This is a genomic window from Spirosoma sp. KNUC1025 (assembly GCF_045160025.1).
Classification (GTDB): Bacteria; Bacteroidota; Bacteroidia; order Cytophagales; family Spirosomataceae; genus Spirosoma.
Map to the genome: position 1 here is coordinate 2741721 of NZ_CP087139.1, position 23363 is coordinate 2765083.

At 49.1% G+C, this 23363-nt stretch carries 21 protein-coding genes; 6 read left to right on the top strand and 15 right to left on the bottom strand.

The genetic code is table 11. The features are described from left to right. The first annotated feature begins 3 nt into the window (after nucleotides 1-3). Entirely contained in the window at nucleotides 4-1128 is a 1125-nt protein-coding gene (locus LN737_RS11870) for a hypothetical protein (protein ID WP_405519071.1), read from the top strand. A 121-nt stretch (nucleotides 1129-1249) separates the two neighbouring features. Here LN737_RS11870 and LN737_RS11875 read toward each other — a convergent pair whose 3' ends face one another. The 5 genes from LN737_RS11875 to LN737_RS11895 all read right to left on the bottom strand — a co-directional run bounded on the left by LN737_RS11875 (nucleotide 1250) and on the right by LN737_RS11895 (nucleotide 7672). Further along, the gene (locus tag LN737_RS11875) at nucleotides 1250-3688 is read right to left on the bottom strand and encodes a 3-hydroxyacyl-CoA dehydrogenase/enoyl-CoA hydratase family protein (protein WP_405519072.1); all 2439 of its coding nucleotides are present in this window, start codon (nucleotides 3686-3688) and stop codon (nucleotides 1250-1252) included. Between the two features lie 36 nt (nucleotides 3689-3724). Then, a complete protein-coding gene (locus LN737_RS11880; protein WP_405519074.1) occupies nucleotides 3725-4195 on the bottom strand; it encodes a MarR family winged helix-turn-helix transcriptional regulator in 471 nt (156 codons plus the stop codon). A gap of 250 nt (nucleotides 4196-4445) precedes the next feature. Continuing rightward, entirely contained in the window at nucleotides 4446-5852 is a 1407-nt protein-coding gene (locus LN737_RS11885; RefSeq protein WP_405519076.1) for a PKD domain-containing protein, read from the bottom strand. 567 nt (nucleotides 5853-6419) lie between these two features. Continuing rightward, on the bottom strand, nucleotides 6420-7415 hold the full coding sequence (locus LN737_RS11890; protein WP_405519078.1) for a peroxiredoxin family protein: 996 nt from the start codon (nucleotides 7413-7415) through the stop codon (nucleotides 6420-6422). Beyond that, nucleotides 7391-7672, bottom strand: a complete 282-nt coding sequence (locus tag LN737_RS11895) for a hypothetical protein (RefSeq protein ID WP_405519080.1) — start codon at nucleotides 7670-7672, stop codon at nucleotides 7391-7393. The genes LN737_RS11890 and LN737_RS11895 overlap by 25 nt, the downstream gene beginning before the upstream one ends. Nucleotides 7673-7756: 84 nt before the next feature. Between LN737_RS11895 and rsmH the strand changes: the two genes are divergently transcribed. Beyond that, nucleotides 7757-8662 (top strand): 16S rRNA (cytosine(1402)-N(4))-methyltransferase RsmH, encoded by a 906-nt coding sequence (gene rsmH / locus LN737_RS11900; protein WP_405519082.1) that lies wholly within the window; start codon nucleotides 7757-7759, stop codon nucleotides 8660-8662. A gap of 75 nt (nucleotides 8663-8737) precedes the next feature. Then, a complete protein-coding gene (locus LN737_RS11905) occupies nucleotides 8738-10279 on the top strand; it encodes a YifB family Mg chelatase-like AAA ATPase (protein WP_405519083.1) in 1542 nt (513 codons plus the stop codon). A 307-nt stretch (nucleotides 10280-10586) separates the two neighbouring features. Here LN737_RS11905 and LN737_RS11910 read toward each other — a convergent pair whose 3' ends face one another. Then, nucleotides 10587-11159, bottom strand: coding sequence for an NADPH-dependent FMN reductase (locus LN737_RS11910; protein WP_405519085.1), 573 nt, complete (start codon nucleotides 11157-11159; stop codon nucleotides 10587-10589). A gap of 222 nt (nucleotides 11160-11381) precedes the next feature. On the opposite strand from LN737_RS11910, the gene LN737_RS11915 reads away from it, so the two are divergent. Beyond that, complete coding sequence (locus LN737_RS11915) at nucleotides 11382-12809, top strand: glycoside hydrolase family 125 protein (protein ID WP_405519087.1); 1428 nt, start codon at nucleotides 11382-11384, stop codon at nucleotides 12807-12809. Nucleotides 12810-12823: 14 nt separating this feature from the next. On the opposite strand, the gene LN737_RS11920 is transcribed toward LN737_RS11915, so the two are convergent. The 3 genes from LN737_RS11920 to LN737_RS11930 all read right to left on the bottom strand — a co-directional run bounded on the left by LN737_RS11920 (nucleotide 12824) and on the right by LN737_RS11930 (nucleotide 14898). Beyond that, a complete protein-coding gene (locus tag LN737_RS11920) occupies nucleotides 12824-13249 on the bottom strand; it encodes a hypothetical protein (protein ID WP_405519089.1) in 426 nt (141 codons plus the stop codon). 73 nt (nucleotides 13250-13322) lie between these two features. Then, nucleotides 13323-14258 (bottom strand): sugar phosphate isomerase/epimerase, encoded by a 936-nt coding sequence (locus LN737_RS11925; protein ID WP_405519091.1) that lies wholly within the window; start codon nucleotides 14256-14258, stop codon nucleotides 13323-13325. A gap of 115 nt (nucleotides 14259-14373) precedes the next feature. Further along, on the bottom strand, nucleotides 14374-14898 hold the full coding sequence (locus LN737_RS11930; RefSeq protein ID WP_405519092.1) for a nuclear transport factor 2 family protein: 525 nt from the start codon (nucleotides 14896-14898) through the stop codon (nucleotides 14374-14376). 153 nt (nucleotides 14899-15051) lie between these two features. Here LN737_RS11930 and LN737_RS11935 point away from each other — a divergent pair, with 153 nt between their 5' ends. After that, a complete protein-coding gene (locus tag LN737_RS11935) occupies nucleotides 15052-16056 on the top strand; it encodes an AraC family transcriptional regulator (protein ID WP_405519094.1) in 1005 nt (334 codons plus the stop codon). On the opposite strand, the gene LN737_RS11940 is transcribed toward LN737_RS11935, so the two are convergent. The 6 genes from LN737_RS11940 to LN737_RS11965 form a co-directional block, all read right to left on the bottom strand. Further along, on the bottom strand, nucleotides 16057-16950 hold the full coding sequence (locus LN737_RS11940) for a flavin reductase family protein (RefSeq protein ID WP_405519096.1): 894 nt from the start codon (nucleotides 16948-16950) through the stop codon (nucleotides 16057-16059). Nucleotides 16951-16982: 32 nt separating this feature from the next. Next, nucleotides 16983-18197, bottom strand: coding sequence for a fumarylacetoacetase (gene fahA, locus LN737_RS11945; RefSeq protein WP_405520382.1), 1215 nt, complete (start codon nucleotides 18195-18197; stop codon nucleotides 16983-16985). Nucleotides 18198-18234: 37 nt separating this feature from the next. Beyond that, on the bottom strand, nucleotides 18235-18672 hold the full coding sequence (locus LN737_RS11950; RefSeq protein WP_405519097.1) for a MarR family winged helix-turn-helix transcriptional regulator: 438 nt from the start codon (nucleotides 18670-18672) through the stop codon (nucleotides 18235-18237). Between the two features lie 269 nt (nucleotides 18673-18941). Continuing rightward, complete coding sequence (phhA, locus tag LN737_RS11955) at nucleotides 18942-19679, bottom strand: phenylalanine 4-monooxygenase (RefSeq protein ID WP_405520384.1); 738 nt, start codon at nucleotides 19677-19679, stop codon at nucleotides 18942-18944. 66 nt (nucleotides 19680-19745) lie between these two features. Beyond that, nucleotides 19746-20876 carry a 4-hydroxyphenylpyruvate dioxygenase gene (gene hppD, locus LN737_RS11960; protein WP_405519099.1) on the bottom strand — a complete coding sequence of 377 codons (1131 nt, stop codon included), beginning with the start codon at nucleotides 20874-20876 and terminating at the stop codon, nucleotides 19746-19748. A 127-nt stretch (nucleotides 20877-21003) separates the two neighbouring features. After that, nucleotides 21004-22179: a homogentisate 1,2-dioxygenase gene (locus LN737_RS11965; protein ID WP_405519101.1), complete on the bottom strand. Its 1176-nt coding sequence runs from the start codon at nucleotides 22177-22179 to the stop codon at nucleotides 21004-21006. A gap of 242 nt (nucleotides 22180-22421) precedes the next feature. Between LN737_RS11965 and LN737_RS11970 the strand changes: the two genes are divergently transcribed. Next, a complete protein-coding gene (locus tag LN737_RS11970; protein ID WP_405519103.1) occupies nucleotides 22422-23327 on the top strand; it encodes an NDP-sugar synthase in 906 nt (301 codons plus the stop codon). Nucleotides 23328-23363 lie beyond the last annotated feature (36 nt).

Here is a 23363-nt window from a genome sequence, read left to right on the forward strand (position 1 = left end):
CGAATGTCGACACAACCGCAGCACCATATTGTCCAGATTGGTTCACCCAAGGAGAAAACCATCCTCTCGAAGTCGCAGAAAGAGTTTAATCGACTCATCAGGAAAATTGAAAAGCTAAGCTCCGATTTGCAAACTTTAAGTGAGGCTGCCCGACAGATTCAGATACGGATACAGCGGGATTACCGGCCTTTGGTTGATCAGTACAATCAATTCCGGGCTGATCTAGTCCTTTTATTCGACCGCGCTTATGGAATGAATGACTATTCGAAAACCGAAAAGAAAAAACTGGCTGACCTCATTCGGAATATGGCCTTTGAACTGATCGATACGCATGGCATCACAGAGCTGAAGTCTATCTATGACAAGTACGATGAAGAAGGTTTTGATAAAACGAATACCGAATCGGAGGAATTGACTGCCGACCTGATGAAGGAAATGATGAGTAATATGTTCGGTATTCAGTTCGATGAAAACGTTGATGTCAGTGACCCGCAAAAAATGACGGATTATGTGCAGGAGCAGATGGCGCAACGAGAAGCCGAACGGCAGCAACAGGCCGCTAACTCGAAGGCTAAAAAGCCCAAATCAGAAAAACAGCAGGCCCGTGAAGCCAAAAAACTAGTTGAGGAACGTAACGTTACAAAAGCGGTTCGCACGCTCTATATGGATCTGGTGAAAGCCTTTCATCCCGACCGTGAGCCGGACGAAGCCGAGAAGGTACGTAAAACCGAAATTATGCACCGCGTAACGGAAGCCTACGAAAAAAGTGATTTGCTGGCGCTATTACGTTTACAACTCGAATTTGAGCATATTGATCAGGCGCATCTCGAAAATCTGGCCGAAGAGCAGCTTAGATATTATAATAAGATCCTGAAGCAGCAGGCCGAGGAGCTGGATAATGAATTCGTTGACCTTCAGCATGAACTGGCGTCTATGACCGGCAGGCCAGCTTATCTGATTACTTCCCCAATTGCGCTGGAATTTAGCCTGAATAGTGATATTGCCCAACTGAAGCGGGATATCAAACAGATCAAACAGGATAGTAAAACTCTGGCTGAACCGAGCCGCCTGAAGCAATGGCTGAAAACGTATCGTATCCAAAAACCGGACGATTTATCGTTTTTTTGATTTGATATAGGCATTATTCTTTAACCGCCAGGGCGCAAAGATGAATCGCCAGGAACGCAGAAGAATATTTCTCAGCGAACTTGACGATTCATCTTTGCGCCCTGGCGGTGAAAGAAAGCGTTTAATTCCGCAGGGGTTTGCCGCCTGTCAGCAGGCTCTGGATACGTTCCAGCGTTTTCTTTTCGCCGGTTAGCGATAGGAACGCTTCCCGCTCCAGATCGAGCAGATACTGCTCCGATACGTTTTGCGGACTGCTCAAATCGCCACCGCATATCACATAGGCAAGTTTATCCGCAATTTTTACGTCGTGGTCGGAAATGTAGTTGCCCATCCGCATGGCCGTAATGCCTGCCTTAAAGAGCGCAATGCCGGTTTTCCCCTGCACCTTAATGTCGGTACGAGGTTTGGGTTGTGTATAACCATTTTCGGCAAGCTCAATAGCGGCCTGTTTGGCTTCGGCCAGTAACCGGCTCCGGTTCAGAACAATCTGGTCGGTTGAACGCAGGTAGTTCATTTCGCGGGCTTCCTGCGCTGAGGTCGATACTTTAGCCGTGGCAATATTCATGAACACACTTTGCAGAATATTTAGCTCAGGATCGCCCGTCTGATACAGATCCGAAGCGCGGGCCGCCATTTCTTTGGTGCCACCACCCGCCGGAATCAGCCCTACGCCTACTTCGACCAGACCGATGTAGCTCTCGGCATGGGCTACCACCCGGTCGGCATGGAGTACGGCTTCGCAGCCACCGCCAAGCGTTAGTGTGTGCGGAGCCACAATGACCGGGACAGACGAATATCGCAGCCGTGTAATGAGTTTCTGAAACTGGGCAATCATCAGATTCACTTCATCGAACTCCTGCTCGACGGCAAACATAAAGAGCGTGGCCAGATTGGCACCCGCTGAAAACGCATCTGTCGAATCATTGCCAACGACTAAGCCGCGGAAGTCTTTTTCAGCCAGCGAGATGCCTTTCATTAGTGCTTCCGAAACCCCCTGCCCGAACGTATTCATCTTGCTTCGAAACTCAACGTTCAGAATCCCATCGCCGAGGTCATAAATCGCAGCGTCCGAATTTTTCCAGACGATGTTGTTGCTTAAATTCTCCAGAATGATGAATGCTTCTGTGCCGGGAATGGCTTTGTAGCTTTTCGTCGGAATGTCGTAGTATAGCCGCTTGCCGTTTTCAACTTTATAAAAGCTATCGAATCCTGCATCGAGCATATCATAGACCCATTGGGCGGGTTTCTGCCCGAGCGATTCAATCAGCTCAACGCCTTTCCGCACACCAATAGCATCCCAGGTCTCGAACAGGCCCATTTGCCAGCCAAAACCCGCCGTAATGGCAGCATCGATCCGGTACAGTTCATCCGAAATTTCGGGGATGCGATACGTAGCGTACCGAAACCCATCGGCGAAAGTCTGGCGATAGAAGGCCCCCGCTTTATCCTGGCCAGCAAGCAAAATCGGGAAGCGTTTTTTGAGGCTGTCAATGGCTTTTGTACTTTCCAGCGTAGCAAATTTTACTTTCTGGGAAGGTTTGTATTCGAAGGTTTTCAGGTCGAGCGCCAGAATGACAGTCTGCCCTGTTGAATCTTTTGTTTTCTTATAATAACCCTGCCCGGTTTTGTCGCCGAGCCACTTGTTCTCCATTAGTTTTTTTACCGATGAAGGCAATTCGAACGATGTCCGCGACTCGTCGTGCTCCATCCTGGCAAGGTTCCCCGCTACGTTTACGGTCGTGTCCAGACCCACTACGTCCGATAGCCGAAACGTACCGGATTTTGGCCGCCCAACCACAGGACCAGTCAGCTTATCGACTTCCTCAACGCTTAGTCCCAGTTCTTCAGCTACCCGAATAGTTTGAATCAGCGATTGAATACCAAGCCGGTTGGCAATAAAACCAGGCGTGTCTTTACACAAAACAGTCGTTTTTCCGAGAAATAAATCGCCGTAGCTCATCAGAAAGTCTACCACTGCCGGATCGGTATCGGGGCCGGGAACGATTTCGAGCAGCCGCAGATAACGCGGTGGGTTGAAAAAGTGCGTACCGCAAAAATTCCGGCGGAAATCGTCGCTCCGGCCTTCAACCAGCAAATGCATCGGAATGCCCGATGTGTTCGACGTAATGAGGGTGCCGGGTTTACGGAATTGCTCAACACGCTCGTATACAGAACGTTTAATGTCCAGCCGTTCAACGACCACCTCAATGATCCAGTCGTAGCTGGCAATTTCTTTCAGGTTATCATCAAAATTGCCTAACCTGATACGTTGGGCAATTTTTGGGCTATAGAGCGAGGCCGGACTCGCTTTCAACATTGTCTGGAAGGCATCGTTGACAACTCGATTTCGCACAACGGGACTTTCCACGGTCAGCCCTTTAGCCTGTTCGGCCTCAGTTGGCTCCTTCGGAACAATATCCAGCAGCAATACGTCGACGCCAATATTGGCGAAATGAGCCGCAATGCGCGACCCCATAATGCCTGAGCCCAGCACAGCTACCCGCCGGATCGTACGATTTTTAGATTGGGACGTTTTGGGTTTTTCTAATGTTGCCTCCATGGTTTTGGTACTTGGGTAAATAAGATTTCGGCCGGGTTAATCTAGTGGTAACTCCTCAGGTTCAGCCGCTTTGATACGAGCGTTTTCTTCTTCAACCATTCGGTTTATATCTTTGATTACGTCGAAGAAAACAACCAGTTTATCGAGTGGAATTTTCTCGCGGACCATGTTATTGAACAGAATGACACCGTCGCGGGCCATCTCCCGTTTGGCTTTCCCCTCGTCGGTTAGGTAAATCCGAACAAAACGTTTGTCGTTTCCGTCGACTTCCCGACGTATCAGGCCGCGCTCTTCGAGGCTCTTGAGCATCCGCACCAGCGAACGCGGTTCCATACCGAGCAGTGGCCCAATTTTCGTAGCGGGTGTTCCTTCGTCGAGGTCAATATTCAGCAATACGTAGCCAATGGCCATCGTAATGTCGAAGCGGGCTGCGTAAGCATTATACATGCGAGATATAGAATGCCACGCCCATTTTATATGAAAATCAATCGTTTTCTCCTTCTTCATAGATTGGTGCTATCCTAATCAATTTTAGCATGTAAATCTACTACTTTTTCTGAAATTGGTATGCGTGCATACTGTTTATGATAAAGCTCTGTTCGGCTTTTCAGCATCTGATCGTAAAAAATGATTTACCGGGTAATGTACTGTCTGTTTTGATACGTTGTGACTAACAAACCGGCCTTCTCCAAAACGTTAGTCAACAGAACGTTTTGGAGAAGGCCGGTTTGTCTCAAGCTCTGGTGAAAACAGTCGGCTATTTAATTATTTTTCGAACAAAGTATTGATCGCCCAATCGAACAGTAACTACATACTGACCACCAGGCAAGTGCTGTGTGTCAATCGTTTGCTGGTGAAGTGGGTCGGTCTTTTGGTTGATCAAGCTACTCCACCGCTTACCGGCCAGATCAATAATTGCCAGCTCAACACTTCCAGTATAGGGCGAACGGATTTGTAGATTCAACTGGTCCGTAACTGGATTGGGCGATAGGTCAAGAACAGAAGTACCGTCTTCCGAAACCACTGATAGTATTTTCGAGTAACTCGCCTGTCCGTCTATGTCGACCTGTTTCAAACGGTAATAAACCGTTCCCGCTAACGGCTCTGTATCGATATAGCGGTATATCCTGCCAGTAGGCTCAACAAGGACGGGAGCGAGTTGGGCATTGTTAATCCGCTTAAAATCAATCGCATTGGTGGACCGTTCTACGTCGAAATGGTCATGATTCACTTCAAGGGATGTCTTCCATTCGAGTTGAATGCCCTCACCAACAGACTGCGCCCGGAAATATGTGTACGTAACGGGTAAGGGACAGGAAGCAACCGTAACTGTATACGTCTGTATGTCTGTAACGGCTCCCGCCGGATTGCTGTCGGTTACTTTCAGCGAAACGGCGTAATTACCTGGAACGGCATAGGTAAAGGTTGGATTTTGCCCGCTTGTCTCAAATGAGCCATTTCCATCCAGATCCCAGCTGTAACTATACAGAGCCGTACCACCCGTAGCGGTGCCGCTAAAGGCCACAGTCTGAACCGGATTACCCGCCTTGCAGGAGGCATTATAGCTGAAGTTGGCAATCAGCGGAGCTTGTACAGTGGGCAGATTGGTACTGCTAAAACATTTAGGACTCAGCTTCGAACAGGTTAAGTTAGACGCATTACAGAATGTGTTTAAATCGCTCTGCTGATTTCCCCAGCCAAGTAAAGTGGATACCAGACTAACCGACTCACCGCACTGATAAGCAATTGGATAGCATAGTGTGAACAGGCCCTGACTGAACGCCTGGGCGTAGCATTGGCTCTGGCTATAGGTACTTGAACCGATTTTATACTGAAAACCGAAATAAAAGCCGTACCGGGTTTGCGCAGTTACGTCAAACTCTACGCAAATTTTAGCCGATACGGTACTGCCAGGCGTGCACGTATTGGACAAGGGATTGCCATTCGCATCGGCCAGATAAACACGCTTTACTTTAATATCACTCGCACCACATCCACCGGGGCAGCTTGTCAACTGTGCGCTGGCCTTATGCGTGAATAACACCATCGATAAAGTAAATAGCAGTAGCGAACAGTAACGTATAGCCGTAACTTTACTGGGAGCCAGAACGGTACGTAAGGGAAGGATACTTGCCCAATCGAACAGGTTAGATTCTCTTGTCATGAGTTATGAGAAGTTTTGGAAACAAAACCGTGTCTCGTGAGCCAATTGAGAACATAGGCGCACAAGTAACTTTTTGACAAGTAGTAGTTGGTTGTAAGTAAGCTGTCCGTAACGTGGACCAAAGAGGAAAGAAATTGGTCAGGTACACCCAACCGGATACTTATTGCCTGGAGAATGAGTTAGAATACATTGAAGCCGAGTGGCTATCAACATATTCAGTAAGGATTAAAGCAGAGGAGTACAGATACCTACAGTCTGTTCTTATACCGGCTCGACTGGCCTAACAATAATAGATCATGCAGGCAAAATATGATGCAAGTAATAAAATAGTTTATATATGTTACTTATAAGTGTGCAAAAATAAATTATCTGGTGTATAGAACTAGTAAGACTTATTGAACGGTAAACAGTAGGCTATAATTGACCAGCTTATATAGCTTATGTAGGGTTTTGTTCACAAAACAGCCATACTACAACTGCCGCGTGGTTCAATCGAAATAGAATCAGGCAGGCAATTGTAGTGGCAGGGTGCATTGGTAAGGCACAAATCGAAGTAATACTATACGTTTATTCGGCTAGCAGCTTATCCATCAGACGGTTAAATTCTTCTACGTACTGGTCGTAATATTTACCCGTTCCGGGGCCAGAAAAGCCCGTATGTATGTAACGAACCTGTCCTTTTTTATCTAAAAAGATTGTTGTTGGGAAGGCAACAACGGCATTTAGTTCGGGCAATGCCTTGGAAGCCTGCACTTTGTCGTTCGTACCCGCGAGCACAACCGGGTAATCCAGTTGAAAACGCTGTTTCATACGTTCAATCTTCGGTCCCGACACAGCCATGTCGGGTGAGCGTTCAAACGATAATCCAACGATTTCAACCCCCCGCTGCTTATTTTTCTTGTACCACGGGCTCAGGAAATTGGTTTCGTCCATGCAGTTCGGGCACCACGAACCCATGATCTGAACGATGGTAACTTTATTTTTGAAACGAGGGTCTGTTAACGAGACTTTATTGCCGTTGGTTTCCGGAAAGGAGAAACTGAGCGTTTTGGCCCCCGATTTGAGATACGTCAGTTTTGCTGGATCAGGTAGCTCGGCCTTTGGATCAAATCGAGCAACCCAGGGCTCATAGCCGGATATACCTGCCCACAAACCGCCCGTAAGGGTTTTAGTAGTCGCATCATGTTTGGCTTTAAACAGGTACACATGCGATCCGTCGAAACACGACAGGAAAAGGCTATCGCCAACTACGTTACCTTCCAGATAGCGATAATCGCCTGTTGGGGTTAGAAACGTACCCGTCAGATGACTGCCTTTCTGATCGAATACGCCTACCGCATTTACCGTGTCCACTTTGCCGGTTTTACTGCCGAAATCAGTTGCCCACTTGCCGGTTACGTTAGTCGATACAGCTTGCTCACCCTCTCTGAACCGGTACGTCTGGCCATACTGCGCTTCAAACGGCAGTGTTTGCGTCGCTTGTCCGACCCGGCGCCGACGATAAGTACCTCGGAGCGTATTACCGTCTATCTTTGCAACTAATTCGGATTCAAATAAGGACATTGGAATCCGATAGAATCGCCTTGTACCGTTGCCGGATCCATCGGCAGGCGCTCATTACCATTAAGCGCAAAAACAGTGTAGGTTTTGGTATCCTTGCCGGCCGACTGAATATCGAGACCAAAAGGTAAATCGCCACCGCGGGTTTTCAGGACAGCACGGTACTGACCGGGTTTAACAGTAACGGGAGCCGATTGGCAGGACGCAATTGCTGGCACTAGTAGCCATACAAGAGTAGCAATGGAGAGGAGATTCTTCATTTTTCAACAGACATAGAGTGCAGGTTGTATAATAGCAAGCTTCAATGTCAAACTTAACGAGTACAAAAGACGGTTAGTTTCTGAATGAGTAATTACCACGAACCAGTTTTATTACAAGCCTGCCTCGACGGGCTGAATTTACAACCCGGCGGTACGTATGTCGATGTTACGTTTGGTGGCGGTGGGCACAGCCGCGAAATTCTGAATCAGCTCGATGGTGGCCGTTTGTTTGGCTTCGATCAGGATGCCGATGCCCGCGCTAATGCCCAAGCTATTGGTGATTCCCGGCTCACATTCGTTGCCTCTAACTTTCGCAACATCAAACGCTATCTGCGTCTTTACAAGGCTGAACAGGTTGATGGTATACTGGCTGATCTGGGGATTTCATCGCACCAGATCGATACGCCCGAGCGTGGCTTTTCCACCCGCTTTGACGCTGATCTGGACATGCGTATGAACCAGCAGGCTGATCGAACGGCAGCTGATGTTGTCAACCAGTACCCGGAAGCTGATTTGCATCGGATTTTGGGGATGTATGGCGAGATCACCAACGCCCGAACGGCGGCCGCGGCCCTCGTGTCGGCTCGCTCGAATCGCCCGCTGAAAACGGTGAATGATCTTAAGCAGGCGCTACAGCGCCTGGCTCCGCGCGGTAAAGAAAACAAATACTTTGCGCAGGTTTTTCAGGCGCTACGTATTGAAGTGAATGAGGAATTGCTGGCTCTGGAAGAGTTTCTGCTACAGGTGCCTGATATTCTCAAACCCGGTGGGCGTCTGGTAGTTATGTCGTATCACTCGCTCGAAGATCGACTGGTGAAAAACTTTATCAACAAAGGCAAGTTTCAGGGCGAAGTGGAAAAAGATTTGTTTGGAAACGAACTGAAGCCGTTACGTTCGCTTATGCGCAAACCCATCGAAGCTACGCCCGATGAAATAGCCCGCAACCCGCGTGCCCGAAGCGCCAAACTCCGAATTGCAGAAAAGATTTAGCAGTCGATTTTTTATTGCCCCGCCAATCTGTAGTTTTGAAACGTATTGCCTTTATCCGTTTACTTATTCGTTCTTATGTTAGCCAAAACCTTTGGTGCGGCCGTTTATGGCGTAAATGCCAGTATCATTACCATCGAAGTCGTTGTGGCGCAGGGGCTTCATTTTCATCTGGTTGGTTTGCCTGATAGTGCCGTTAAGGAAAGCGAACAACGAGTTGAAGCCTCTCTGAAATTTTTTGGTTTTCGGATGCCTCGTCAGAAAGTTGTGGTTAATCTGGCTCCCGCCGACATTCGGAAGGAAGGGTCGGCTTACGATTTGCCCATTGCGCTTTGCGTTCTGCAAGCCTCCGAACAGATCACAATCCAGCGGAATCTTGATGAGTACGTCATAATGGGCGAACTGGCTCTCGATGGTACGTTACGGCCCATCAAGGGGGTTTTGCCCATCGCCATTGAAGCCCGCAAGCAAGGTTACAAAGGATTTGTGCTGCCCGCCGAAAATGCGCAGGAAGCGGCCATTGTGAATAACCTGGATGTGATTGGTGTAAAGACGATGCAGGATGCAGTCGAATTTTTTGAAGGCAAAAAAGATATCGAGCCCCTGATAAGCGATACCCGCGATCTGTTTATGAGTCAGATCAATGCTTACGAGGCCGATTTCTCGCATGTACAGGGGCAGGAGAACATCAAACGGGCCATGGAAATTGCGGCTGCCGGTGGTCATAACGTAATCATGATTGGGCCGCCCGGAGCGGGCAAAACCATGCTTGCCAAGCGCTTACCCAGCATTCTGCCGCCCTTAACGTTGCAGGAAGCTCTCGAAACAACCAAAATTCATTCGGTAGCAGGTAAACTTGGTGCACGGGCAAACCTGATGGCAACCCGACCGTATCGATCCCCGCACCACACTATTTCCGATGCTGCTTTAGTCGGAGGGGGTAGCTTTCCGCAACCGGGCGAAATCTCACTGGCACACAATGGCGTGTTGTTTCTGGACGAGTTACCTGAATTCAAACGCTCGGCGCTGGAAGTGATGCGTCAGCCGCTCGAAGATCGTAAAGTGAGTATTTCCCGCGCCAAGTGGGCGGTCGAATTTCCGGCCAGCTTTATGCTCATTGCCAGCATGAACCCCTGTCCCTGTGGCTATTATAATCATCCCGAAAAAGAGTGCGTTTGCGGGCCGGGCGTTGTTCAGAAATACCTCGCCAAAGTAAGTGGCCCGTTGCTTGATCGAATCGATCTGCATGTAGAGGTGACCCCCGTATCGTTCGATCAGATGACGGCCAACCGACCAGCCGAAACCAGTGAAGCGATCCGGGAGCGCGTCATCCGGTCGCGCGAAATTCAGACCGCTCGCTTTGCCGATAAGCCAGGCATTTATTCCAATGCCATGATGCCTTCGCAAATGGTGAAAGAAGTATGTGTGATCAACGATGCAGGGCGGGCGCTGCTCAGAACGGCAATGGATCGGCTGGGACTCTCTGCCCGAGCCTACGACCGAATCCTGAAAGTAGCGCGTACCATTGCCGATTTGGCCGCCAGCGAAGAGATCAAGATTGAGCATCTGGCCGAAGCCATTCAGTACCGGAGTCTGGATCGGGAAAGCTGGGCAGGGTAACAAGCAATCTTTGGGAGAAGAACACGGACTTGACACTGCGACCATTGGCCGGCTAGGTAGGCTGAAGTATCCACAATACGCTGCTCTGGAAGATGTGGTTCGGTATGTTTCTAATCACGAAAACCAGCTGGATTTATTTTCTCCGCCCGAATAAACTGGATTCGTGCGCACTGCAGGAATTAGAAATAAAAAGAAAAAGCTGGATAGAAGTTGAATCTCATCCAGCCTTTCCGGCTCTCCTTGTATGAATTGAGTGTGCTACACGGTTATTTTAAGCGTTGGTGTAAAGCCAGACAGCTTGGAGAGATTATTGATCTTCCTTGATGGCTTTCATACCTTTTGTCCAGCGTACCAGTTGTGTGAGCATCTGAGTGGCTGCTGCCGTCAGTCGTTCGTTGGATACAAATACACCGTCTTCATTAATGAGCTCCCCAATGGTGGGAATATTGATGCCTTCAGCCAGTGCTACGTTCCGGAAATTAATTAAGTCGGCTTTTAAACTAATAACGGCTCTAACACCAGCAAAAGGACCAGCCGAGTAACTAACAATGCCCGACGGTTTGTAGGCCCATTCATGCATTAAGTATTCAAGCGCGTTTTTCAACGACGCGGGATAGCTGTAATCATACTCCGCAGTCACAAAAATGAAGGCATCTGCTTCGTCGATCTTAGCGCTCCACTGTTTTGTATGTTCGTGCTCGTATTGTTTCATAATTGGATGAATCGCTTCATTCATCAGCGGTAACCCAATTTTTGCCAAGTCAAGAATCTCTACATCGAAATGCCCGTTCAGCTGTGCTTCTTCCGCAACCCACTGAGCCACAAGGGGCCCCTTTCTACCCGGTCGAACGGTAGAAACAATGATTTTAAGTTTATACATTTTTTCAATAGGTTGTACGAATAAATGGCGCAAAGCCGGTGCAAGTATAGTCGTCATTTGGCTACTGAAAATTAACGCTACCCTCAAGGATAGTAGCTATCCGATACGCAAGCGACCGAATGGGGCTTTCGTTAAAGTCCCATTGGAGCGATGATAGCTTTATTGATAAATACCGGACCGCGAGATACCCACTTATCATTCATAATTCGTCATTTTTGCGACATGAATCGTCGTCGTTTTATTCAGCAATCGGCCATGAGTGCCGGTTTAGCGTTAGGTAGCGAGTCGCTGTGGGCAGCTACTGACTCAAGCTTTCCTGTTGTTCGCACAGCCGTTGGAAAACGGAATTTCACCAGTGCGGTCGTTGAACAAACCATCGAACGGATGCACAAAACGATCCGCGATCCCGAACTGGCGTGGTTGTTTGAAAACTGCTTCCCGAATACGCTCGACACAACGGTTCAGTTTACAACCGCTAATGGCCAGCCTGATACGTTCGTTATTACGGGCGATATTGATGCCATGTGGCTACGCGACAGTACAGCACAGGTATGGCCGTACTTACCACTAACCAAACAGGATGCGCCCTTACGTCAGTTGATTGCAGGGGTTATTCGTCGGCAAACACAGTGTATTCGTCGGGACCCGTATGCAAACGCCTTTTATTCGGACCCAACAAAGGAAGGCGAGTGGAAGAAAGACGTAACGGACATGAAACCGGGTCTGCACGAACGTAAGTGGGAACTCGATTCGCTTTGCTACCCGATCCGTCTGGCCTATAACTACTGGAAAACGACCGGCGACACAAGCCCGTTCGACGCAGACTGGACACAGGCCATGCAGCTTGCGTTGAAAACCTGCCGGGAGCAGCAGCGCAAAACCAGCCGTGGTCCTTACCACTTCAGTCGCTCAACGTCCTGGTCGACCGATACGGTACCGGGCGACGGTTATGGAAATCCGACTCGTCCCATTGGCTTAATAAACAGTACGTTTCGTCCTTCCGACGATGCTACGGTGTTCCCCTTCTACGTACCGTCCAACTGGTTTGCGGTCGTTTCGTTCCGGCAGCTGGCTACCATGATCGATCAACTTCGGCCAGATGCTGCGTTCGCCAAAGATTGTCGGGCGTTGGCCGATGAAGTGGAAGGGGCGTTGAAAAAATATGCCATCTACACTCACCCTAAATACGGTAAACTATATGCCATGGAAGTTGATGGCTACGGAAATCATCTGCTTCAGGATGATGCCAACGTACCGAATCTACTGGCTTTGCCGTATCTGGGAGCCTGCTCAACCAGCGATCCCATTTACCAGAACACCCGCCGGTTTGTGCTGAGTCCCGACAATCCTTATTTCTTCAAAGGCAAAGCGGCCGAAGGCGTTGGCAGTCCACATACGCTGGTGAACAGCATCTGGACTATGAGTCTGACGATGCGGGCGCTTACCTCTACCAGCGATGAGGAAATTCTGGCCCAACTCCGGCAGCTCAAGAAAACCCATGCCGGAACGGGCTTCATGCACGAATCATTCAATCAGGACGATCCGGCCAAATTTACCCGTAAATGGTTTGCGTGGGCCAATACGCTTTTTGGCGAGCTACTCTTAAAAGTAGCCGCCGAACGTCCTCACTTATTAAGTAAGGTGATATAATTCTGGCTGTTTGATCAGCGGGTGGGAGCAGCGGCTGAACGATTGACCTGCCACGTACCGGTTGCCTGCCCCCCATCTGATTGCCAGGTGCCTTTCAGGGTAGCATTCATAAGAGAGCCTGTAAAATTGACTTCATCGTTTTCGGCAGGATCGATGTAGGTGGCACTTAATTTACCATTTTGCCAAACCACCGTTTTTAACGTAATAGGGTATCGGTTGCCGTCATCGGGTAGCATAATCACCTGACCCGTTAATTTCTGATTGCTGTCCTGATTAAGAACAAGCTCGAATTTTCCTGAAGAGGCCCCTTCGTAGGTACCCGCCCATTTGCCAGCAACTGTTGATGACGTATCGGTTTTAGAGGAGGTCGTTTGTGCGGTTGCTAGTTGAAACGTAGCTGCAACCAGCAGGAGGGCTGAGAATAAAGCGTTGATAGACATACAAAAACAGGTTTAGGATTTAGTATAAGATATGTCTGATTCGTAAAAGGTTGCATGTCGTCGAAAAAGTTGGTCAGGCGAGGGGTACAGCGGCTTTAGTGGCTTGATTAATAACGTACTGCCGGGCTTCGTCATACTCTTCGGGCGTGCGTAGGTGTTCGAGCATCAGCGGCACTTCCTGCGGGAGCGACGTTACGTTCCGGATGTAGGTAACGTAGTCCATACTGCCTCGTCCCGGCATCGTTTCGGCAAAATGGCCGTCCTTGCCGTAAATATCCTTTGCGTGCGACGATACAATCCAGCGACCCAACTTCCGGAAGATTTCATTGATAAGAGCCGTATTGTTGTAGTACCGATCCGGCGTGTTGATGATGTTGGCGATATCGACATGAGCCCCAAAAGCCGGGCGGTCGATAGCTTTAATGTATTTCAGATACGAATCAGGTCCGTCGGGCGGGCTCCAGCCCATCATTTCCAGCGCAAATTTGGTTCGCTTAGGCTTTACCGCGTCAATTACCTTACGGCAGTTTTCGACTGTTGCGTCGAAATAATCCTTGGTTAGATTGCGGGCATCGGGGCCGTCCCAATGCTTTGGGTTAAATGACCCGGCAATGTTGACACAGGTTAATGCGCCAACCGCTTCAGCCAGAGCGAGCCGTTCGGTTACGTAATCCAGATTCTTCCGGCGTTTTTCGGCATCCTGATCGAGCATATTGACCCAGGCTCCAACTTCCGCAATTAATACGTTCTGAGCTGTAAACGCTTTGCGAATGGCGTTGATTTTAGCCGTGTCTTCAATGTCAACCGTCGGGACGTAGGCTGCGCTATACCGTAAGCGCCGATGTGCACGGGCCAGCTCTTCCGGATCATCGCTTTTTAAAAAGATAGGCCCACCCAGTCGCAGAGGTTTCTGCGCTGCGGGAAAAGCGGGTACATACGGCGACAGTACGGCATTGCCTGCCAGCACAGCAGATGACTGCAAAAAACAGCGACGGGATACAGACTTCATGGTTAGCAGGGAATAGGCTTATCGCTCTACAAGTGATTGAGTATGATCTCTGAACGATAACACAAAACCCCGCTGAACCTACTCGTCCAGCGGGGTTACTACGTCCGGGCGTCTTTTATTTCCCCCAGAAATTATCTTCCTGCGCGATGTCTTCGGAATACACAGTGGCTTCGATAATCTTGCCGTTTTCGACCGTGTATACATCGATGTTATTGACATCCAGTACGCCACCACCCGGTTGTGCGGCTCTCCAGCGAATGAGACAGGCCACTTTATTGCCGTTGGCCGTAACCTGTTTGATATCGGCCAGACTCAGCGTATTGGCCGTAGCGGCAAACATGCCGCCTACCATCTGAAAAACAGCCGTACTGGATGTTTTTTTTCCCGAAAAGCGGTTTGTGCCCGGCTGATTCCATTGAATATCCGGATGGATAAGCGCGGCAAATGTTTGCTGATCGCCTTGTTGCACAGCGCTTAGAAATGTTTTTACGGTTTGCGTGGCCTGATTGTCCATGGTCGTTGATTTTGATTGGTTTATGGTGAATTGATTGGTTGATTGCGCTACTGCCGGGCTTTCTGAAGCTAGCAGACCTACTAGAAAAATACGGGCGATAGAGCTGGTGATGGCTTTGATTTTCATGGCGTTTAATAAGTAGAAACTGTGTTTGACTGATGCAAAACTAGAGCCGGCAGACGGGCTGGAGCTTACCTCAATGCGCCAATCCGTTACCACTTTACGCCAGCGTCTGGTTGCTGTGCTGGATTCCGTTTACCTTCGTTTAAACTTTACGCGATGGATAATTTTCAGCTACGTTTTGTCGGGAATCTGCTGGCTTATTCGGCTCAGCGGGGCCTATCGCCTGAACGCTTGTGCACTCTTTCGGGCATTGATTTTGAGGCTGTGCGGCAGCAGACACTGACGAGTATTAGCCCGAAACAGATCAACGATCTTTGGCTAAATGCCAGCCATTTGAGCAATGATCCCCTTTTTGGGCTACATTTTGGTGAGTCGATGCAACTGGCTGCACTCGGCATTGTGGGGCAGATCATTCAGAATAGCGGGTCGGTTGGCGAAGCCCTGACTCATGCTGCCGACTTTATCCCGTTGCTGACGGATCTGTTCGACATGGAAGTTTCCCGTTCCGGACCGACGTTCTCAGTGCAGTTCATACCAGATCCAGCATCTGCTGAATCGCCGTTTGCGTTACGTCAGATGCTGGATCTGGCGATGGTATTTGTGCTTCATGAAGTAGACGGGCTGGTGCTGAAACGGATCAGCCCTGACGTGGTGACACTGCCCGAGATAACAGACAATGAACCTGAATACGAGCGTGTGCTGCGTTGCAAGCCAATCAGAAAGCCCGATGTTTATAAGCTAACCTTCGATAGCCGTTACTGGGATGAACCTATCCTGACGGCCAATTATGAAATACAGCAACTATTGCTACAAAAAGCAGGCGCGTTGATGCATACTGTTGGGGAGGGGCAATTGCTGAAAGAGCGTATTGTCAGTTATCTGATTGCCAATGCGTATATGGGTGTTCCGGGTCTGGATGAAATTGCGGCTAATTTCAACACCAGTTCGCGCAGTCTTCAGCGTAAACTTCAGGAAGAGGGCGTTACGTACCAGCAGTTAACGGATTCCATTCGAAAGTCGTTGGCCGTCAATTACCTACAGTCAGGTCAGTACCCGATCAAGGAAATTTCGTATTTGCTCGGGTATAATGAATTAAGCGCCTTTAGTCGGGCTTTCAAACGGTGGACAGGCCGCACGCCCGTTACGTATCAGAAGCGTTGATTAGAATGATCCTGTCTGCAGCAGCGTTAGCCAGGCTTCCTGCACTTTGTTCTCCGCCAGAAGCTGCTTGGCTCGCATATGCAGCAAATCGGGCAAGTACTGACAACCGTTGCGAGCTTCGTCGAATAACGCATTCAGAGTACCTGATTCCCGAAAGGCACTAATTTCATCGACAGTAGGCAGTGCGGCAAAGCTGGCCAATTTTCCTAAATCATTGCCGGATAGTATAGCGCTGTTACGTATCGATTTGGGCAGTTGATCAACACCAATGCCGACCTTCGGGCGAGTCACTTCAAACAGGGCGTCGCCATGAGCACGACAATACCAGTCGCCACCCATACGACCAATAAGGTCAAGTTGGTGCGGGTCGATAGCGCCGGACGTACTGAAAATACTGTCGTGAAAATGAGCGAGGAGCACATCGCAGATAATCAGCGTACCGGCCCCCGGTTTGTCGCCGGTGGTGATGGTTTGCCGCACATCGCATTCAAATGCCGCCGGGGATTCAGCGACTCTTGGCGGTCTAATTCTCTGAGATGGTACTGGGGTAAAGCCTGATTTCTCAAATTCGTTGATGCCTCGTTCAAACTCGGCGCTGGTCAACGACATCTGTTCAACCATCGCATAGTTGACTATATTAATCACCACTTCGCCCACTTCTTCCAGATTCAGCAATGTGTGTTTCTTATGACCATGACGATTAAGGCTGGGGGAAAACACCAGCGTGTGTGGATTGTAGCCAAAAACATTGAAAAAACTGAACGGACTCAGATTGACATTCCCCTGGCTATCGACCGTACTGGCAAAGGCAATCGGCCGCGGGCCAACCGTACCAATGACGTAGCGGTAAAACTCATTTGGTTGTAAATCAGAAGGATCGATGGTTCGGGTCATTACGCTGGGTTGCTGGATGATACGTTTAATTGTTAGATAATGGTGCCTGCTACCTCGCCCAGGTCAACCCGAACGCCGTTCAAAAAGCCCCGACCACGGAACGTAACGGTGTCGCCATCCTGCAAAAACGTACGGGTTTCGGTATGCGACAAATGCAGTGGGCGGGTCCCATTCCAGCTTAGTTCGAGCAAAGAGCCGTAGCTACCGGGGGTTGTACCGGAGATGGTGCCGGTCGCCAGTACGTCGCCGACGTTCAGATTGCATCCACCGACGGTATGATGAGCAATCATCTGAGCGAAATTCCAGTACAGGTTTCGGGCGTTGGTATGGCAAATGCATAGTTCCTCGCCATCGGCAGGCTGGAGCCAGACTTCGAGTTCGAGGGTGAAGTGGCCCGGCCGGGTTGTTTGCAGATAGGGGAGTGGAGTTGGCTCCTGCACAGAACCTGCTACCCGAAAAGGGGACAAGTCTTCGAACGGAACGACCCAGGCCGACATGCTTGAGGTAAAGTTTTTACCCAGAAATGGCCCAAGCGGCTGGTACTCCCACCGTTGAATATCGCGGGCCGACCAATCATTGAACAACGTAACGCCAAAAATGTAGGATTCGGCCTCGTTCACTGGAACTGGCTCACCCAAAGGATTGCTTTTCCCAATAATCAGGCCCAGTTCGAGTTCAAAATCGAGCGCCTGTGATGGTCCGAAAACAGGCTTTTTATCGGCGTCCAGAAACTGCCCGCTCGGTCGTCGAATAGACCTACCAGACACAACAATCGACGAAGCCCGACCATGGTAGGCTACCGGCATGTACCTGTAATTGGGCAGCAACGGGTCACCATCCGGCCGGAACATTCGCCCGACATTTTCAGCGTGATGAATCCCGGCGTAGAAGTCAGTGTAATCGCCGATACGTACGGGCAAGTGCATCTGCGCCCTCGACTCGTGGATGAATACCTGGTCATGCACATCCGCAAACGCATCCGATTCATTTGTCAACAACTCGGTAAGGCGTTGACGAACCGCTCGGTGTGCTGCTTTGCCAAGGGCAATAAAGTCGTTAAGTACGGGCTGGGCAAAAACAGCAGGAGCTATATCCAGGTCATCGAAATAGCCTAACAAACTGACAACTTCGAGATCGAGGATTGATTCTCCGTGTTTCAACCCGACGCGGGGCATGGCTATATCGTAACTGAAAATGCCGTACATAAAGGAAGGAGAGGAGTGGGAAGAAAGGGAGGGGCTTTTTATGTTCAGTACGTTCTTTTCTGCCTGCTTCTGCCCTTCTTTACTCACTAATATTACTATAAATCGAATCCATAATCCGGACAAAATGCTGGTAATCTTCATCACTTAAATCGCCCCAGCCCTTGCGACGCATGGCCGATACCACAGGAAGCACTTCGTGGTATTTGGCTTCCCCGGCTTCGGTCAGATACACCAGAAACTTTCGTCGGTCCGAATCGGCCATGCGCCGTTCGGTTAATCCCTTTTGGCTCAACAGGTCAATGATGCGGGTAACGGTCGGCGCATCTTTGGTTGTCATTTCCGAAATGGTATTCTGACTGATGCCCGGATTTCGAAAGAGATGGTCTATTATTACCCACTGATCGACGGTCAGGTCGAAACCCGCATCAGAGAATTGCTTTTGCAGGGCATTCCTGATCTTCTTGATTGTGGTGTCAATCTTAAAAAAGTAAGCACGCGTATCGGATGGATGCGTCATTTGAAAAAGTCATTAGCTTCAAGTCATTAGCTGGTCATTACGGTTTCAGTAAACCCTGTTTGAGAAAATTTAACGCTTCTATGCGATGATGTCGGTGGAGTTGAATTCGTCAATCCAACCTTGAGCGGTTTCTCAAAAACTGCTATACGAACGGTTTTGAGAAACGTCATGAGTCAGGTTTAAGAATATGACTCCACTAAAGCACCCTATTCAAACAGTTTCTTACTAAGCAATGACAATCTAATAACGCGAAACTAATGACAATAAACTTAACTCACTAACAGCCCTTCCAGCGCAGTTTCGATCAGCGGCACCGAATGATAGAGTTGTTCGTAGGATTCAATGACAAAATACTGCTCCTGAAAATGGTCGATGATATAGGGAGTTTTGAGCAGCGTTTCGACATCGTAAGGAATCCGTTTTGGGGCCGGGCTATACAGACTGTAGGTTGTTTCGCCCATCGACGATAGAATGCCTCCTCCGTAAATTCGTAAGCCGTCACCTTCCTGAATCAAGCCAAATTCAACGGTATACCAGTACAATCGTGAAATCATGGCAATCGCTTCCTCGCTTTCAATATGACGTAACGCAATCTGGCTCAGTGCTGCCAGAAAATCGCAAAAAGCCTGATTCGACAGCATGGGTACGTGTCCGAACGTATCATGAAACATATCGGGTTCGGGCAAATATTCCAGCTGGTCGCGTCTGCGTAGCCAGGTCGTTGCCGGGAAATGGCAATTAGCCATCAACTCAAAGAAGTCGCGATTGGGAATTAGTCCTTTCACCGCAAACACCTGCCATCCCGTTAATTTTCGAAGCCGAGGGTTTAAATCCCGTTCAAAATCAGGGATGCGATCGGCCCGAAAGCCTGTTGCTGAAATGCCGTCCAGATAAGCCTGGCTGGCTTTGCCGGGAAGCTGGGCCATCTGCCGTTCGAACAGCATCTGCCAAACAGCCTGGTCATCGGCAGTATAAGTTGAATAGGTCTGGTCCATAAGTTGAATGATTGAATGATGGAGTGATTGAATAGCTGACGCAAACTTTATTCAATCACTCCATCATTCAACATTTAGTTATAACGTTCCGCGTAAGGCCTGTTCGCGTTCGATGGCTTCGAATAAGGCTTTAAAATTGCCTTTGCCGAACGAGCGGGCGCCTTTCCGCTGGATGATTTCAAAGAATAAAGTAGGGCGGGGGCAGATCGGCTTCGTAAAAATCTGAAGCAGGTAGCCTTCATCGTCACGGTCGGCCAGAATGCCCAACGGACGTAACGTATCAATCTCCTCGTCGATTTTCCCGATACGTTTTGTCAAATCGTCGTAGTAGGCTTCTGGTACGCTCAGAAACTCAACGCCCCGGTCTCGAAGCGCCAGCACCGTCTCAACGATGTTGTCGGTAGCCACAGCAATGTGCTGCACACCCGGTCCGCCGTAAAAATCCAGATACTCTTCAATCTGCGATTTCTTTTTGCCTTCAGCGGGTTCGTTGATCGGAAATTTGACGCGCCCGTTGCCATTGCTCATTACCTTGCTCATCAGGGCTGTATATTCCGTCGAAATGTCTTTGTCGTCAAACGAAACGAGTTGCTGGAAACCCATTACGTCATGATAAAAGCTCATCCAGTGGTTCATTTCGTGCCAGCCCACATTGCCCACCATATGATCGACGTATTTCAATCCGGCATCGGCTGGTTTATAATCAGGATTCCAGGATTCATAGCCGGGTAGAAATACGCCTTTGTAGTCGTTACGTTCAACAAATACGTGGATCGTATCGCCATAGGTATGAATACCCGAGCGGATTACGTACCCATGTTCGTCCTGCGAGCGGGTGGGCTCCATGTAGACATTTGCCCCACGACGAACGGTTTCTTCAAATGATTTGGTGGCGTCATCGACCCAGAGCGCAATGACCCGAACACCATCGCCATGCTGATCGATGTGGCGTCCGATCTCACTATCGCCAAATAAGGGCGAGGTGAGCACAAGCCTGATTTTGCCCTGTTGCACTACGTATGACTCGCGGTCGCGCTGACCAGTGGCCAGTCCAGCGTGTGCAACCGGCTGAAAACCAAAAGCGGTTTGGAAATAATGGGCTGCCTGACGGGCATTGCCAACGTACAGCTCCAGGTAATCGGTGCCATTTAGGGGCAGAAAATCCGGTTGGTCTGAGGTTTCGGGTTCTAAAAGATCGAGCGCTTCCATGATGTATGTTTGTTGATGGTTACTTGTCACTGGTCATTAGTCCATTGGTCATGGGTTGTTAGTCATCAGTCATTAGCGGATTCTCTAGGGCCCAAGGACCTAATGACCAGTGACAGATGGCTAATACTTATTCCAGCCACGATTTATAATACTTGCCGTCGTCGATTTTCAGTGCTTGCTCCGTTAGCATGAGCGGGCGGAACGTATCGACCATTACCGCGTATTCCTGGGTTTCTTTCTTGCCAATACTTCGCTCCATAGCACCGGGCGCCGGTCCGTGTGGAATACCTCCCGGATGCAGGGTGATATGTCCCTGAGCAATGTCATTTCGGCTCATAAAATCACCATCGACGTAATAGATGACTTCGTCGGAGTCGATGTTTGAGTGGTTGTAGGGTGCCGGAATCGCTTTCGGGTGGTAGTCGAACAGGCGGGGCACAAACGAGCAAACGACAAACGTATCGGTCTGGAATGTCTGGTGCACTGGGGGCGGCTGATGCACCCGGCCGGTTATGGGCTCAAAATTGAAAATCGAAAAACCGTAGGGGTAATTGTAGCCATCCCAGCCCACTACGTCGAACGGATGCGAAGCAAAGACAAGCGAATGCAATGCCCCCTGTTTTTTGATTTTCATCAGAAAATCGCCGGTTTGGTCATAGGTTTCCAGATCGCGCGGGCGGATAATATCACGCTCGCAAAAGGGCGCATGTTCGAGGAGTTGACCGAAATGGTTCCGGTAGCGTTTGGGCGTATAAATCGGTGCGTGCGATTCGACGTAGAGCAGCCGGTTATCGGGCGTGTCAAATTCAATCTGATAAATCATTCCACGCGGAATGATCAGATAATCACCGTATTGAAACGGAATAGTGCCAAACAGCGTCCGCAGTTTCCCCGAGCCCCGATGGACAAACAACAGTTCATCGGAATCAGCATTTTTATAGAAGTAGTCCGTCAGTGATTGTCGGGGTGCGGCCAGACCAAAAATCAGGTCATTGTTTACCAGAAGCGGAACGCGGCTTTGCAGAAAATCATCGGCAGGTTCGATATTAAAGCCAATCAGTTTCCGCGACAGCATATTTTTCGCGACGGCCAGCGTTGGCGTTACGTCTACACTTTCCAGTACGTCACGCACCATTGTTGGCCGGTGAACGTGGTACAGAAGCGACGACATTCCCTCAAACCCGATTGTCCCGAATAGCTGCTCGTAATACAGGCCGGCTTTTTCACCGTTGCTACCCGCCGGTTTTTCAAACTGTGTGTGCCGTTTGGGCGGTATCTGACCAAGCGTATGGTAAAAGGGCATTGGCGTTCTATTTATAATTGTTAAGACAACTATTGTTTAGCATACAATTATAACGACAACTATTGAAAATGGTATATTGTTTAGAAAAACTTTTATTTAATGGTGTCTTAACGGATAAAATAGCTTTATCCGGAGTTTACATGTCGTGTGCCGTCTCTTTTCCCTAATTTTGGCCAGCCAAACATTGGTAAGCAATGCGCTACGCAACTAACGACTGATAACTATTGACTAACGACGAACAAATGCAACCTACGCTTTTGATTTTGGCAGCCGGGATGGGCAGCCGATACGGTGGTGTTAAACAACTGGATCAATTTGGACCGAACGGTGAAACAATCATCGATTATTCACTATTTGACGCGATCCGCGCCGGTTTTGGTAAGGTTGTTTTTATTATACGAGAAGAACTCCGGCAGGATTTTGACGAGGTATTTGGTGAGAAACTAGCCGGAAAAATCGATGTTGATTATGCGATTCAGGCACTCGATTCTTACGTACCGGCCGAAGCTGGCGTAGTACGGCGTACAAAACCCTGGGGTACCGGACACGCCATGCTCTGCGCAAAAAACCACACCGATACGCCTTTCGCTGTTATTAACGCCGACGATTTCTACGGATTAGAAGCCTTCCAGCTCATCAGCGATTTCCTCAAAACTGATACTGACGACCAACTGCATGCGATGGTTGGCTACGAAGTAAAAAATACGCTGTCGGAGAACGGGTCGGTATCGCGGGGCGTCTGCGAAGTGGCCGAGAATGGAAATCTGATCTCCGTTATCGAACGGACGAAAATCTACGAAGTCGAAAACGGCCAGAAGAAAATTGTCTTTGAAGAAGCCGATGGGTTAACCCCGCTTGCAGCTGATACACCCGTTTCGATGAATTTTTGGGGATTCAAGCCGAGTGTGTTCCCGCTGGTGCAGCATCAGTTCGAGAGTTATGCCATCGCTAATATCGACTCTCCCAAAGCGGAATTTTACATACCTACCGTCATGTCGAATCTGATTGAAACTGATACGGGCCACTGCAAAGTTTTCCGCAGTCAGTCGGCCTGGTTTGGCGTTACGTATCCCGAAGATAAACCGACCGTACAGGCAGCCTTAAAAAAGCTGCACGATGAAGGTGCTTATCCGGCAAAACTCTGGTAAGAACTGAATCGATTGAGGCAAAATAAAACATCCCGA

Bases quoted from the DNA above. Each gene is read 5' to 3' on its own strand.
- LN737_RS11870 (WP_405519071.1), top strand. From the start codon at position 4: ATGTCGACACAACCGCAGCACCATATTGTCCAGATTGGTTCACCCAAG.
- LN737_RS11875 (WP_405519072.1), bottom strand. From the start codon at position 3,688: ATGGAGGCAACATTAGAAAAACCCAAAACGTCCCAATCTAAAAATCGT.
- LN737_RS11880 (WP_405519074.1), bottom strand. From the start codon at position 4,195: ATGAAGAAGGAGAAAACGATTGATTTTCATATAAAATGGGCGTGGCAT.
- LN737_RS11885 (WP_405519076.1), bottom strand. From the start codon at position 5,852: ATGACAAGAGAATCTAACCTGTTCGATTGGGCAAGTATCCTTCCCTTA.
- LN737_RS11890 (WP_405519078.1), bottom strand. From the start codon at position 7,415: ATGTCCTTATTTGAATCCGAATTAGTTGCAAAGATAGACGGTAATACG.
- LN737_RS11895 (WP_405519080.1), bottom strand. From the start codon at position 7,672: ATGAAGAATCTCCTCTCCATTGCTACTCTTGTATGGCTACTAGTGCCA.
- rsmH (WP_405519082.1), top strand. From the start codon at position 7,757: ATGAGTAATTACCACGAACCAGTTTTATTACAAGCCTGCCTCGACGGG.
- LN737_RS11905 (WP_405519083.1), top strand. From the start codon at position 8,738: ATGTTAGCCAAAACCTTTGGTGCGGCCGTTTATGGCGTAAATGCCAGT.
- LN737_RS11910 (WP_405519085.1), bottom strand. From the start codon at position 11,159: ATGTATAAACTTAAAATCATTGTTTCTACCGTTCGACCGGGTAGAAAG.
- LN737_RS11915 (WP_405519087.1), top strand. From the start codon at position 11,382: ATGAATCGTCGTCGTTTTATTCAGCAATCGGCCATGAGTGCCGGTTTA.
- LN737_RS11920 (WP_405519089.1), bottom strand. From the start codon at position 13,249: ATGTCTATCAACGCTTTATTCTCAGCCCTCCTGCTGGTTGCAGCTACG.
- LN737_RS11925 (WP_405519091.1), bottom strand. From the start codon at position 14,258: ATGAAGTCTGTATCCCGTCGCTGTTTTTTGCAGTCATCTGCTGTGCTG.
- LN737_RS11930 (WP_405519092.1), bottom strand. From the start codon at position 14,898: ATGAAAATCAAAGCCATCACCAGCTCTATCGCCCGTATTTTTCTAGTA.
- LN737_RS11935 (WP_405519094.1), top strand. From the start codon at position 15,052: ATGGATAATTTTCAGCTACGTTTTGTCGGGAATCTGCTGGCTTATTCG.
- LN737_RS11940 (WP_405519096.1), bottom strand. From the start codon at position 16,950: ATGACCCGAACCATCGATCCTTCTGATTTACAACCAAATGAGTTTTAC.
- LN737_RS11950 (WP_405519097.1), bottom strand. From the start codon at position 18,672: ATGACGCATCCATCCGATACGCGTGCTTACTTTTTTAAGATTGACACC.
- hppD (WP_405519099.1), bottom strand. From the start codon at position 20,876: ATGGAAGCGCTCGATCTTTTAGAACCCGAAACCTCAGACCAACCGGAT.
- LN737_RS11965 (WP_405519101.1), bottom strand. From the start codon at position 22,179: ATGCCCTTTTACCATACGCTTGGTCAGATACCGCCCAAACGGCACACA.
- LN737_RS11970 (WP_405519103.1), top strand. From the start codon at position 22,422: ATGCAACCTACGCTTTTGATTTTGGCAGCCGGGATGGGCAGCCGATAC.